This window comes from Pseudoalteromonas sp. GB43, assembly GCF_054923805.1.
In genome coordinates, this window is record NZ_JBPCHJ010000001.1 from 115,026 (window position 1) to 128,276 (window position 13,251).

General features: G+C 43.5%; 9 protein-coding genes and 2 pseudogenes. 6 read left to right on the forward strand and 5 right to left on the reverse strand.

Annotated elements, in window-relative coordinates; translation table 11 throughout:
* Window positions 1-10: 10 nt before the first annotated feature.
* From ACRWSG_RS00630 to ACRWSG_RS00650, 5 genes and pseudogenes are all read right to left on the reverse strand, one after another.
* Window positions 11-1,153: an enoyl-CoA hydratase/isomerase family protein gene (locus ACRWSG_RS00630; RefSeq protein WP_462165351.1), complete on the reverse strand. Its 1,143-nt coding sequence runs from the start codon at window positions 1,151-1,153 to the stop codon at window positions 11-13.
* Window positions 1,153-1,932, reverse strand: a complete 780-nt coding sequence (locus ACRWSG_RS00635; RefSeq protein WP_462165352.1) for an enoyl-CoA hydratase — start codon at window positions 1,930-1,932, stop codon at window positions 1,153-1,155. Before ACRWSG_RS00635 ends, ACRWSG_RS00630 begins: the two co-directional genes overlap by 1 nt.
* Window positions 1,933-1,942: 10 nt before the next feature.
* Window positions 1,943-3,100, reverse strand: a complete 1,158-nt coding sequence (locus ACRWSG_RS00640) for an acyl-CoA dehydrogenase family protein (protein ID WP_462165353.1) — start codon at window positions 3,098-3,100, stop codon at window positions 1,943-1,945.
* Between the two features lie 110 nt (window positions 3,101-3,210).
* A pseudogene (locus ACRWSG_RS00645) lies at window positions 3,211-4,700 on the reverse strand (CoA-acylating methylmalonate-semialdehyde dehydrogenase).
* Window positions 4,701-4,791: 91 nt separating this feature from the next.
* Entirely contained in the window at window positions 4,792-5,973 is a 1,182-nt protein-coding gene (locus tag ACRWSG_RS00650) for a thiolase family protein (RefSeq protein WP_462165354.1), read from the reverse strand.
* A gap of 341 nt (window positions 5,974-6,314) precedes the next feature.
* Between ACRWSG_RS00650 and ACRWSG_RS00655 the strand changes: the two genes are divergently transcribed.
* The 6 genes and pseudogenes from ACRWSG_RS00655 to ACRWSG_RS00680 all read left to right on the forward strand — a co-directional run bounded on the left by ACRWSG_RS00655 (window position 6,315) and on the right by ACRWSG_RS00680 (window position 13,244).
* Complete coding sequence (locus tag ACRWSG_RS00655; protein ID WP_054553803.1) at window positions 6,315-6,749, forward strand: MerR family transcriptional regulator; 435 nt, start codon at window positions 6,315-6,317, stop codon at window positions 6,747-6,749.
* A gap of 44 nt (window positions 6,750-6,793) precedes the next feature.
* Window positions 6,794-7,969 carry an isovaleryl-CoA dehydrogenase gene (locus tag ACRWSG_RS00660; RefSeq protein WP_462165355.1) on the forward strand — a complete coding sequence of 392 codons (1,176 nt, stop codon included), beginning with the start codon at window positions 6,794-6,796 and terminating at the stop codon, window positions 7,967-7,969.
* Window positions 7,970-8,041: 72 nt separating this feature from the next.
* Window positions 8,042-9,585 (forward strand): annotated as a pseudogene (locus tag ACRWSG_RS00665) (carboxyl transferase domain-containing protein).
* Window positions 9,586-9,595: 10 nt separating this feature from the next.
* Window positions 9,596-10,366, forward strand: coding sequence for an enoyl-CoA hydratase/isomerase family protein (locus tag ACRWSG_RS00670; protein ID WP_199529643.1), 771 nt, complete (start codon window positions 9,596-9,598; stop codon window positions 10,364-10,366).
* Between the two features lie 8 nt (window positions 10,367-10,374).
* A complete protein-coding gene (locus ACRWSG_RS00675) occupies window positions 10,375-12,339 on the forward strand; it encodes an acetyl/propionyl/methylcrotonyl-CoA carboxylase subunit alpha (RefSeq protein ID WP_194441485.1) in 1,965 nt (654 codons plus the stop codon).
* Window positions 12,339-13,244: a hydroxymethylglutaryl-CoA lyase gene (locus ACRWSG_RS00680; protein WP_462165356.1), complete on the forward strand. Its 906-nt coding sequence runs from the start codon at window positions 12,339-12,341 to the stop codon at window positions 13,242-13,244. Before ACRWSG_RS00675 ends, ACRWSG_RS00680 begins: the two co-directional genes overlap by 1 nt.
* Window positions 13,245-13,251: the final 7 nt, after the last annotated feature.

Here is a 13,251-nt window from a genome sequence, read left to right on the forward strand (position 1 = left end):
CCCCTTGGACTTAAGATGACGTTAATGAGTTAAGTGGGTGAGATTGCTCATCCCAGCGTGCTGTAAAGAAGCTATCTACAACTGTTTCGTCGATATCGCTAATCGATTTAAACTGCCAGTTAGGTGCACCGTCTTTGTCGATTAGTAGCGCACGAACGCCTTCTTGGAACTCGCCTACTTCGCCACAGCGAACCGACATACCCAGCTCCATTTTGAAGCAATCTGCTAACGTCATCTCTTTTGAATTAGCTAATTGACGTTCAACAAGCGCACAACTAAGCGGACAACCATGCGCTAATGACTTTTGCGCACGGGTAAGCCATTTATCTTCGGTTTCTAAAGCTTGAATGTAGTCAATTTTGCCCTGCAATGAATCAAACTCAGCCAGCTTTTGTATAACCGCTAAGTTATCTTTTACATTGCCTTTAGGAACACGGCCTGAAATATTATCAATAGAGATTAAAATGTTAGTTAGCTTTTCGTGGTTTAATGAGGCTGTTTTGCCCCACTTTTCAGCGGTGATAGCTGTTAAAATAGCGTCGTATTTATCTGCTGTTGCATAGTGATCAGCAAAATTAACAAACAAGGCATCTTCAGCATTGATAGACGCAGCAGTTAACCCTAAGAATAGACCCACTTGCTCAGGCATTTTATGTAAGAAGTAACTGCCGCCCACATCAGGGTATAAACCAATAGTTAGCTCAGGCATTGCGATACGTGATGTTTCTGTTACCACTCGGTGACTTGCCCCAGCCATTAAGCCAAGACCGCCACCCATAACAATGCCATTACCCCAAAGTAATATTGGCTTTTCATAGCAGTGAATTAGGTAGTCTAATTTATACTCAAGGGTGAAAAAGTCTTCAATGTAGTTAGCAGGCTCTGCTGTACTCATTGCTTTATGCAGGCTTACTACATCGCCACCGGCACAAAATGCTTTTTCGCCAGCCCCTTTTAGAATGACCATGGCAACTGCATCATCGTCAGCCCATTTTCTAAGCTGAGGCTCAAGCAATTGGATCATGTCGTAATTTAAGGCATTTAACGACTTAGGCGCATTGAGTGTCGCAATTGCAATGAGGCCGCTCTCGGCCTCTGCAGTTTCAAACACCACAGGCGCATCTTGATGATTTAGTAGTGTTACGTTAGTCATTAGCCATTTACCCAATTTGCTTTACGCTTTTCTAAGAACGCATTCACGCCTTCTTTTTGGTCTTGCGTATCAAACAATTGTACAAATAACTCACGCTCTAATGGCAATGCATGGGCCATAGGTTGTGTGCGACCTTTTTGAATAAGTTCTTTACATGCAGTCACAGCAACTGGGCTTTGCTCAGCTACTTGATTAGCAAGTTTCATTGCCGCAGCTAAACTTTCGCCAGCACCAAACACTTCTTCAACAAGGCCAATTTCACGTGCTTTATCTGCTTTTAGGCGCTCGCCACATAAGATCATGCGTTTTGCCCAACCTTCACCGACAAGCCATGCAAGGTTTTGCGTACCGCCAGCACAAGGCAGTAAGCCAACTTTCGCTTCAGGAAGTGCCATTTGAGCTTGCTCTTCAGCAATACGAATATCACACGCAAGAGCCACTTCAAGACCACCGCCCATGGCATAACCATTAATTGCCGCGATTGATACACCACGGAAATTGGTTAATGCTTCAAATGCATCACCAAACACTTTTGACATAGTGGCAGCAACGCCTTTGTCACCGCTGGCAAACACGTTTAAGTCAGCACCTGCGCTAAAGAACTTTTCACCTTGGCCTGTAATCACTAATGCATAGACATTTTTGTTAGCATTTAGCTCAGTTACAGTGTCTTTAAGCGCGGTTAATGTATCTTGTGTCCAGGTATTCGCTGGCGGGTTATTCATAGTTAAAACCGCTACGTTACCTTCAATATTTAAATCAATCGATGGATTAGACATTGGTTGCTCCTTATAGAATGTCGCCAGCTGACTCAGCTAAGATACGGCGTGCGATAATCACACGCATGATTTCGTTTGTGCCTTCAAGAATTTGATGCACACGGACGTCTCTAAAATGACGCTCTAATGGGTATTCTTTGATGTAACCGTAACCGCCGTGAATTTGTAGTGCGTCGTCACAGACTTTAAAACCAACATCTGTAGCAAAACGTTTTGCCATCGCGCAGTAAGTGGTTTTTTCGCTGTCACCGGTATCTAGTTTAAATGCGGCTAAGCGCACCATTTGACGAGCGGCAACAAGCTCGGTGTTCATATCAGCAATCTTAAATTGCAGTGCTTGGAAAGCAGCTAAAGGCTTGCCAAATTGCTCACGTTCTTTTAAGTATTCGCGCGCAGTATTAAGAGCTGCTTGTGCTGTACCTAATGAACAGGTAGCAATATTAATTCGGCCACCATCTAAGCCTTGCATTGCAAACTTAAAGCCTTCGCCTTCTTGGCCTAGTAAGTTAGCCGCAGGAATTCTGACACCTTCAAAGCTAATTAAACGTGTTGGCTGTGCATTCCAGCCCATTTTTTCTTCAGCTTTACCGTATTCAATACCTGCAGCATCTGCAGGCACAACAAATGCCGAAATACCGGCTGCGCCTTCACCACCTGTGCGAGCCATAACTACAAGTAAATCAGTTTCACCAGCACCCGAAATAAACATTTTAGAGCCTGAGATCACATACTCATCGCCCCCTTTAACTGCTTTGGTTTTTAGTGATGCTGCATCAGAGCCAGAGCCAGGCTCTGTTAAACAATAAGAAGCAAGTAACTCACCCATCACTAATTGTTCGCAGTACTGGGCTTTAACGTCCTCAGTACCAAAGCTTGCAATCATCCAGGTTGCCATATTATGAATGGTCAACATAGCGGTGGTTGCGGTACAACCCATGGCAAGCTGTTCGAAAATAATGCTTGAATCTAGGCGAGATAAACCTAAGCCACCCGCTTCTTCAGGGGTATATAAACCACAAAAGCCTAGCTCACCGGCTGCTTTAATGGTGTCTTTCGGGAAAATGTGTTCTTGGTCCCACTTAGCTGCATGTGGAGCAAGTTCTGACTCTGCAAACTGACGGGCTGTTTCAGCAAACGCTTGCTGATCTTCGGTTAAATTAAAGTCCATAGTAGACCTCTATTTTGTTGTCTTATTCTTGTGTGAAAAACGATTGTTGTCGTTTAAATGTGTGTTCTTTGAGCGAGCGTGTGCTCGCTCAGCAGTAAATTAATTACGGCTTATTTAAGGTTAATACTCATGTTAGGACCTGAGGCGATATCATCCTCGAACCAACGTGAAGTAATTGTTTTCGTTTCTGTGTAAAAACGAATACCTTGCTTACCGTAGGTGTGTTGGTCGCCGTAGAATGAGCCTTTCCAACCTGTGAAAGAGAAAAACGGGAGTGGCACAGGAATTGGCACATTGATACCAACTTGACCTACTTCGATTTCATGTTGGAATTTACGTGCAGCAGCGCCACTTGATGTAAATAACGAAGTACCGTTACCGTAAGGCGAGTTATTGATAAGCTCAATCGCCTCTTCAAGAGTATCTACGAACATACAAGCCAATACAGGACCAAAGATCTCTTCTTTGTATAAATCCATCTCGGTGGTTACATCAGTAAATAGCGTTGGACCAACCCAGTTACCTTGCTCGTAACCTTCAACAGTAAAGTCAGAGCCATCAATTAAGCACGTTGCACCTTGTTCTTTACCACTTGCGATAAGTGATAAAATACGGTCTTTAGCAGCTTTTGATGTTTGTGGTCGTAAGCCGCGTAGGCATCATCCCATACACCTGGGCGTACGTTTTCAAAGCCTGCTTTAATTTCGTCAACCCAGTCTTTTGCTTGACCAACAAACACAGCAACCGAAATACCCATACAGCGCTGACCCGCAGCACCTACAGACGCACCGACTAGGTTGTTTACAACATGCGATTTACTGGCATCTGGCATAATAACCATGTGGTTTTTTGCACCTACACAAGCTTGTACGCGTTTAAGGTTTGCTGTGCCTTTTGAATAGATGTATTCACCTACACCACACGAACCAACAAATGAAATAGCACGTACTGCTGGGTCTTCTAATAAACGGTCAACTTGTGGTTTTGTACCGTGAACAACTTGTAACACCCCTTTTGGCGCGCCCGCTTCAACAAATAGTTCAGCTAAACGCATCGGTGTTAGTGGATCTTGCTCTGATGGTTTCAGAATAAAGGTGTTACCACACACAATAGCTAGTGGGAACATCCATAAAGGGATCATCGCAGGGAAATTAAATGGCGTAATACCCGCACATACACCTAGTGGTTGCATGTAAGAGTAAGTATCGATTTTACGCGCTACGTTTTCCATTGTTTCGCCCATCATCAGAGATGGTGCATTGGCTGCTTGCTCAACCACTTCAATACCACGCCAAACATCGCCTTTGGCATCTTCAAATGTTTTACCCAGCTCATGACAAATAATCGTCGCAAGTTCGTCATGGTTTTCTTTTAGTAGTGCTGCGTATTTCATCATAATGCGCGCACGCTCAGAAATTGGCACTTCTTTCCATGTTTTAAATGTTTCTTTTGCAGAGGCAATGGCTGCATCCATTTCAGCATCCGTTGCACACGGAACTTGGGCTAACACTTCTTGGTTTGCAGGATTGATAACATCAATCAGCTGCGATGAACTTGATTGGGTAAATTCGCCGTTGATAAATAAAGGTACTTGGTGCATGAGGCACTCCTCCCCAGTGGGTATAAAGAGGCCGCAACATGATAGTTTTTAAAATACGTTGCGGCTGTGAGAGATTAAAATTCTAAAGCGATTAAATAGCTTCAACAGCCATAGCAACAGCTTCACCACCACCGATACACAGTGAGGCAACACCTTTGCTAAGACCACGATTTTTTAATGCATGAATTAAGGTAACTAAGATACGCGCGCCGCTTGCACCAATAGGGTGACCAAGTGCACAGGCACCGCCGTTTACGTTTACTTTGCTTTCATCAAGTTTTAACTCGTTAATTGCAAGCATAGTCACCATGGCAAACGCTTCGTTGATTTCCCATAAATCAACATCATTAACAGACCAACCGGCTTTTTCTAAAAGCGATTGCATTGCGCCAACCGGTGCTAAAGTAAATTCACTTGGTGCTTGAGAATGTGTGCTGTGAGCAACAATACGACACAGTGGTGTTAAACCTTGTGCTTTAGCATCTGATTCACGCATTAACACAAGCGCTGCTGCACCATCAGAAATTGATGACGAGTTTGCAGCTGTAATCGTACCGTCTTTTTTGAATGCAGGACGTAAACCCGGGATTTTATCAGGACGTGCATTGCCTGGTTGCTCATCAATCGCAACGGTCACATCACCTTTGCGTGTAGAAATAGTGTGCGCGGCAATCTCGTTTGCAAATGCGCCGGTTTCAATCGCACTATTCGCTTTAGTTAGTGAGCTAAGCGCAAAGTTATCCATTTGTTCACGACCAATTGAATACTGATCAGCAGTGTCTTGTGCAAAACAACCCATTGCTTTGTTGTCGTAAGCATCTTCAAGGTCATCACACATCATGTGATCTTTTACTTCGCCATGACCCATACGCATACCTGAACGTGCATTTGGTAACATATAAGGGGCATTACTCATGCTTTCCATGCCACCAGCAACCGCTGAGTTGATAGAGCCTGATTTAATTAAGTCATGGGCAAACATTGCAGCTTTTAAGCCAGAACCACATACTTTGTTGATTGTTGTAGCGCCAGTACCTTGATTAAGACCCGCTTTTAACATTGCTTGGCGTGCAGGTGCTTGACCAAGACCAGCTGGTAATACGCAGCCCATGATCACTTCGTCAATCTTATCGGCAGATAAACCGGCTTGCTCTAAGCTACTTTTAATAGCTGTAGCACCTAAATCAGTTGCGTGTGCACCACTTAGTGCGCCCATAAAACCACCCATAGGGGTGCGTTTTGCGGCAACAATAACAACGGCTTCAGTAGTCATAATTGGCTCCATGTAAGTGGTTATCATCATGTGTTCAAATCATGTGTAACCAAACAGTTAATTTGTTATAGTTTAATTTCGATTTAATTCAGCATACATAATATTTACGTTTACGCCAACGTAAATCTAAAATCAACATTTTTGCGGCTGTTAAAACTGTAAACTTATCTGTATTTTGTTGTATGAAAAATCGAACATTTGCTTACAAGGCTAGATAAATAAAGCTTTTCAACAAATCCAACCAGTTATCTTTATAAGTCTAAAGTATAACTACCAAATCACCCTTTACCTTTACGTAAACTTCACTTATATTGGTGTTATTCGAATGAGGTAAATAAATCATGAAACAAGACAATCAAACAAACTTTGAAAGCGCAGCAGTTGAACCTGCTAGCAATGAGCAAACGTTTAGTATCAGCGAACTAGCAAAAGAATTTGATATTACCACCCGCTCTATCCGCTTTTATGAAGACCAAGGCCTGATCTCACCTGATCGCAATGGTCAAACCCGTATTTATTCAAAACGCGACAAAGTAAGACTAAAACTTATTCTACGCGGTAAACGCTTAGGTTTTACCTTGGCCGAAACGGGCCGTTTGTTTGAACTGTACGACGCAGATAAATCAAGCGCTAAGCAGCTAGTGACTATGCTTGACCTTATCGCAGAAAAAAAAGCAGACCTAAGCCAACAGATGGACGACATTAAAGTTGTACTGATGGAATTGGTTACAGCAGAACGCCGCTGTCGTGAAACCCTTAATAATTTAGACGAATAACCTGACAACAATCTCGTCAACAGACTCTCACAGGAACACACATTATGAGCACTATTTCACTATACAAAGAAATGAACTTCGGACTTGGCGAAACAGCAGACATGATCCGCGATCATGTTAATAGCTTTGCGAGCCAAGAAATTGCCCCACTTGCAGAACAAACAGACGTAGACAATGCCTTCCCTAATCAACTTTGGCCACAGCTTGGCGAAATGGGTTTATTAGGTATGACAGTACCTGAAGAATTTGGCGGTGCGGACTTTGGTTACCTTGAGCATGTTATTGCAATGGAAGAAATTAGCCGTGCAAGCGCATCGATTGGTTTAAGTTATGGTGCTCATTCAAACCTATGTGTTAACCAAATTAACCGTAATGGGTCACAGGCTCAAAAAGAAAAATACCTGCCTAAGCTTATCAGCGGTGAGCACATTGGTGCCCTTGCGATGAGTGAGCCAAATGCGGGTTCTGATGTTGTATCAATGAAATTAAAAGCTGAGAAAAAAGGCGATGTGTTTGTACTTAACGGTAACAAGATGTGGATCACCAATGGTCCAGATGCCGATACCTTTGTTATCTATGCAAAAACAGATTTAAATGCCGGCCCTAAAGGGATCACAGCGTTCATCGTTGAACGTAACACACCAGGATTTTCTACTGCGCAGAAGCTAGACAAACTTGGTATGCGTGGCTCTAACACCTGTGAATTAGTTTTCGAGAACTGCGAAGTACCAGCAGAAAACATTCTAGGTAACTTAAACGAAGGTGTAAAAGTACTTATGAGTGGCCTTGATTATGAGCGTGTTGTTTTAGCTGCTGGCCCGCTTGGCATTATGCAAGCATGTATGGACATTGTGGTTCCTTATATTCATGAGCGTAAACAATTTGATAGCCCAATAGGTCAATTCCAACTTATTCAAGGCAAAATTGCTGACATGTACACGCAAATGAATGCAGCTCGTTCATACGTTTACACGGTAGCTCGTGCATGTGACCGCGGCGAAACAACGCGTAAAGATGCCGCTGGCGCGATTTTATATGCCGCAGAGCTGGCAACTAAGATGGCCCTTGATGCTATCCAAATCTTAGGTGGTAATGGTTATATCAACGAATACGCGACAGGTCGTTTATTACGTGATGCAAAACTATATGAAATTGGCGCAGGTACCTCTGAAATCCGCCGCATGCTAATTGGCCGCGAATTATTCACTGAAAGCCGATAGGACCTTGTTATGACGATTTTAAAATCGAGTGTAAATCCACACGATCCGCAATTTATGCAAAATCACGACAACATGGCCGCTCTCGTAAGTGATTTACGTGAAAAAGTAGCTGATATCCGTTTAGGCGGTGGCCCTGCCCTAATTGAGCGCCACCAAGGCCGTGGTAAGTTGTTTGTTCGTGACCGTATTGAAACGCTACTTGATGAAGGCTCGCCATTTTTAGAGATTTCACAATTTGCTGCCTTTGGCGTGTATGAACAAGCTATTCCATGTGCCGGTGTTGTGGCTGGGATTGGTCGTGTGAAAGGCGTTGAATGTATGATCATCGCCAATGATGCAACTGTAAAAGGCGGTACATACTTTCCACTAACAGTGAAAAAACATCTACGTGCCCAAGATATCGCAGAGCGTTGTCATTTACCGTGTATTTATTTAGTTGATTCAGGCGGTGCAAACCTGCCTGAACAAGATGATGTATTCCCAGATAAATTACACTTTGGCCGTATTTTCTATAATCAGGCACGTATGTCTGGAAAAGGCATTCCACAAATTGCGGTCGTAATGGGTTTATGTACCGCAGGTGGTGCTTATGTACCAGCGATGGCTGATGAAAGTATTATCGTAAAAGAGCAAGGCACTATTTTCTTAGCAGTTCGCCACTAGTTAAAGCAGCTACGGGTGAAGAAGTAAGTGCTGAAGAGCTCGGTGGTGCTGATGTTCACTGTAAAACATCAGGTGTTGCGGATCACTATGCTGAAAACGATGCCCATGCACTTTCGATTGCACGCCAATGTATTGAACGAATTAACTATCAGCGCCCTACTGCACCGTTACTTGATGATGTTAAACCGCCGCGTTACGACATTAACGAAATTTACGGCATTGTGGGTACCGACCTTAAAAAGCCATTTGATGTACGCGAAGTGATTGCCCGTGTTGTTGATGATTCATCATTTGATGAATTTAAACGCTACTTTGGCGAAACCTTAGTAACCGGCTTTGCTAAAATCTTTGGTCACCCAGTCGGTATTGTTGCCAACAACGGCATTTTATTTAGTGAATCGGCGCAAAAAGGCGCGCACTTTATTCAGTTATGTGCACAACGCAAAATTCCTTTGGTGTTTTTACAAAACATTACTGGCTTTATGGTTGGTAAAAAATACGAAGCCGAAGGTATCGCCAAACATGGGGCGAAAATGGTTACCGCTGTGTCATGTGCTGATGTACCAAAATTCACCGTATTAATTGGTGGCTCGTATGGTGCAGGTAACTACGGTATGTGTGGCCGTGCATTCGAACCTACCATGATGTGGATGTGGCCAAACGCCCGTATCTCTGTAATGGGTGGTGAACAAGCAGCTGGCGTTCTAGCACAAGTTAAACAAGACGGTTTAGCCCGTAAAGGCGAAAGCATGACTGATGAGCAAGTCAGTGAGTTTAAAAAGCCAATTATCGAGCAATACGAAAAACAAGGTCATCCATATTACGCCAGTGCCCGCCTTTGGGATGATGGCATTATCGATCCTGCTGATACTCGCAATGTATTAGGGCTTGCCTTAAGTGCAGCTAAAAATGCACCAGAGCGCGATTCGCAGTTCGGCGTATTTAGAATGTAATGGAGGCCTTATGTCAGTAACACTCGAAATAACAAAATCAAATGTGGCTGTACTGGTACTAAGTCGCCCAGAAAAACACAATGCATTTAACGAAGAAGTCATCAGTGAGCTGATCCGTTTAATTGAACACGCAAATAGCTGTGATGTGCGCGCACTGGTTTTAAAAACCGACGGTAAGCACTTCTCTGCTGGCGCTGATTTAAACTGGATGAAGTCGATGGCTGGCAATGACTTTGCAGAAAACTTAGCGGACTCTATGCAGCTAGCAAAGCTTATGAAAGTCCTTGCTACAAGCCCACATCCAACAATTTGTGCCGTACAAGGTGCTGCATTTGGCGGTGCGTTAGGCTTGATTGCGTGTTGTGATATCGCGATTTGCCAAGACGATGCGCAATTTTGCTTAAGTGAAGTAAAGCTTGGTCTTATTCCTGCAGTTATCAGCCCTTATGTCATTAAAGCTATTGGTGAACGCGCTGCACGTCGTTACTTTTTAACGGCTGAGATTTTTGACGCACATACAGCCAAGCAACTGGGTTTAATTCACCAGATCACTGGCGATTTACAAACAGCACTCGACAAACACTTACAAAACCTTATCAACAATGGTCCTGTTGCTGTTAAAGCAGCAAAACAGCTAATCAATGATGTCGCTGGCAACGTAATAGATGATGCACTGATTGAGTTAACCGCAGAACGCATTGCACGCATACGTGTATCTGAAGAAGGCCAAGAAGGCCTGACTGCATTTTTTGAAAAACGTGCCCCTAACTGGCAGAAATAGGAACCATTATGACAACAAAATCATTGAAAAAAATTCTCGTTGCCAACCGTGGTGAAATTGCCTGCCGAGTTATGCGTACAGCAAAGCAAATGGGCTTAACTACGGTTGCAGTGTACTCAGATGCTGATAAACATGCTCAGCACGTAAAGCTTGCTGATGAGGCGTATCACATTGGCCCTGCGCCAAGTAAAGATTCGTACTTAGTAGCAGACAAAATCATCGATGTAGCTAAACAAGCAGGTGTTGATTGTATTCACCCGGGTTATGGTTTTTTATCTGAGAACTGTGACTTTGCACTCGCGTGTGAGAAAAATGATATCGCCTTTATTGGCCCGCCAGCATCAAGTATTGAAGCCATGGGTTCAAAAACCCGCGCTAAAGAAATTATGCACCAAGCAAATGTACCATTAGTGCCAGGCTACTATGGTGACAATCAAGATACAGATTTCCTACAAGCTGAAGCTGAAAAAATTGGTTATCCGGTACTGATTAAAGCGGCCTTTGGTGGCGGTGGTAAAGGGATGCGAGTTGTTGAACACGCAAAAGACTTTATCGGTGCACTTGAAGGCGCAAAACGTGAAGCAAAAGCCGGCTTTGGTAACGATTTAGTACTGTTAGAGCGCTATGTCACCAAACCGCGCCATGTTGAAGTACAAGTTTTTGCCGATAGCCATGGTAACTGTGTGTACTTAGGTGACCGTGACTGCTCTTTACAGCGTCGTCACCAAAAAGTAATTGAAGAAGCCCCTGCTCCGGGTTTATCTGATGCACTTCGTAAAGAAATGGGTGAAGCTGCGGTACGTTGTGCCCAAGCGATTAACTATCGCGGTGCAGGTACGGTTGAGTTTTTATTATGCGGTGATGAATTCTTCTTCATGGAAATGAACACCCGTTTACAAGTAGAGCACCCAGTAACAGAAATGGTAACCGGTGTTGATTTGGTGAATTGGCAAATCAATATTGCGTCAGGTGAAGCATTACCACTTAGCCAAGCAGATATACAGCTACAAGGTCACAGCTTTGAAGCGCGTATTTATGCAGAAGATCCAAGTAATGACTTTATTCCGTGTTCTGGTCACATTGACGCCCTATTCACACCGAACGAATCTGAATTTGTACGTATAGATACAGGGATTGCAGCGGGTGATGAAATTAGCCCGTTCTACGATCCTATGATTGCTAAATTAATTGTGCATGACGATAACCGTGAGGCAGCGCTTGGGCGTTTATCAAAAGCACTAGAGCAATTCCACCTAGCAGGTTTTAGCTGTAACGTTAATTTCTTACATAATCTTGCTAACCACCCTACTTTTCAAGCAGGTGCACCCGATACGCACTTTATTGAAGACCAAGGTGAGCGCCTTGTTGCTAAAAACGAGCAACAGTCTGTTATTGCGACCGTTGTGGCAGCCTATGCGTATGCACATCAACTAAAAGGTGAAAGCAGCAGCCCATGGCAACAATTAACAGGCTTTATGCTAAACAGTGATGCTAAAACAACAATTCCGTTTGTAGATTTAAACGTTCATGCGGTTAAAACATCAGATGGCTTTAAAATTAGCTTAGATGGGGTTGACTATACAACCTCGGGCAAGGTTGAAAATGGCCTTGCAAACTTAGTTGTTAATGGCGAAAAAGTTGTGGCTCATACTAATCAAACAGACTCTCACATTACAGTGATGTACAAAGCACAGCAAATGGTGCTAGAACTGATTGATAAACACTATATTAGTGAACACGAAAGTGATGCGTTGCCACTTGCTGCACCACTCAATGGTACTGTTGTTAAACATTTAGTTGAAGTGGGTAGTACTGTTGCTAAAGGTGACGCTGTTGTCATCATCGAAGCGATGAAAATGGAATACACGCTTAATGCCCCACATGATGGTGTATTAACCAGCTATTGCTTTGCTGAAGGTGAACTGGTGAGTCACGGTGATATGCTCGCGATTGTTGAAGAGCCGGAGGCGTAATGGCACAGTTTCCTGATTTTGTTCGCATTGTAGAAGTTGGCGCCAGAGACGGTTTGCAAAATGAAGCCGCCGTTAATACCCAAGATAAAGTCGCTCTTATCAACGCCCTTGCAGATGCTGGGCTTAAAGATATTGAAGCAGGCGCCTTTGTGTCACCTAAGTGGGTGCCACAAATGGCTGACTCTAGCGATGTAATAAGCGCGTTAAATTTGCCTAATGTTAACTTAAGTGCCCTCACCCCGAATTTACGGGGTGCAGAGGCGGCAAAACAAGTCGGCATACAAGAATTTGCAATCTTTACAGCAGCAAGTGAAGCGTTTTGTCAAAAGAACATTAACTGCTCTATTGATGAAAGTATTGACCGCTTTAAGGATGTTATGGATTTTGCCAAAGCGAATAACATTCGTGTTAGAGGTTATGTTAGCTGCGTCATGGGTTGTCCATATCAAGGTGATGTCGACTACAATGATGTATTAAAGGTATCAGAGAGATTATTAGAGCTTGGTTGTTACGAAATTAGCCTTGGCGACACCATTGGTGTAGGTACGGCGAAAAAAGTCGATGAGTTATTAGATTTACTCTTGCAACATATTGATAAATCAAAACTCGCTGTACATTTTCACGACACATACGGACAAGCGCTCACAAATATTTACACCGCCCTAAGCCGCGGTATAGCAACGGTTGATAGTGCTGTTGCAGGCCTTGGTGGCTGCCCTTATGCCAAAGGTGCGTCAGGAAATGTTGCCACTGAAGATGTAGTTTACTTACTGCAAGGACTTGGCATAGAGCATGGAATTGATTTAGAAAGACTGGCGAAAGCTGGTTGGGCTATTTGCAGTGCATTAAATAAACAACCTGTCAGCAAGGTATCACTTGCTCTAAAGAACACTCAGAATAATTAAGGAGTAG

What these genes read in the sequence shown, in the direction of transcription:
- ACRWSG_RS00670 (WP_199529643.1), top strand. Translation starts at nt 9,596, where the DNA reads ATGTCAGTAACACTCGAAATAACAAAATCAAATGTGGCTGTACTGGTA.
- ACRWSG_RS00640 (WP_462165353.1), bottom strand. Translation starts at nt 3,100, where the DNA reads ATGGACTTTAATTTAACCGAAGATCAGCAAGCGTTTGCTGAAACAGCC.
- ACRWSG_RS00635 (WP_462165352.1), bottom strand. Translation starts at nt 1,932, where the DNA reads ATGTCTAATCCATCGATTGATTTAAATATTGAAGGTAACGTAGCGGTT.
- ACRWSG_RS00680 (WP_462165356.1), top strand. Translation starts at nt 12,339, where the DNA reads ATGGCACAGTTTCCTGATTTTGTTCGCATTGTAGAAGTTGGCGCCAGA.
- ACRWSG_RS00650 (WP_462165354.1), bottom strand. Translation starts at nt 5,973, where the DNA reads ATGACTACTGAAGCCGTTGTTATTGTTGCCGCAAAACGCACCCCTATG.
- ACRWSG_RS00630 (WP_462165351.1), bottom strand. Translation starts at nt 1,153, where the DNA reads ATGACTAACGTAACACTACTAAATCATCAAGATGCGCCTGTGGTGTTT.
- ACRWSG_RS00655 (WP_054553803.1), top strand. Translation starts at nt 6,315, where the DNA reads ATGAAACAAGACAATCAAACAAACTTTGAAAGCGCAGCAGTTGAACCT.
- ACRWSG_RS00675 (WP_194441485.1), top strand. Translation starts at nt 10,375, where the DNA reads ATGACAACAAAATCATTGAAAAAAATTCTCGTTGCCAACCGTGGTGAA.
- ACRWSG_RS00660 (WP_462165355.1), top strand. Translation starts at nt 6,794, where the DNA reads ATGAGCACTATTTCACTATACAAAGAAATGAACTTCGGACTTGGCGAA.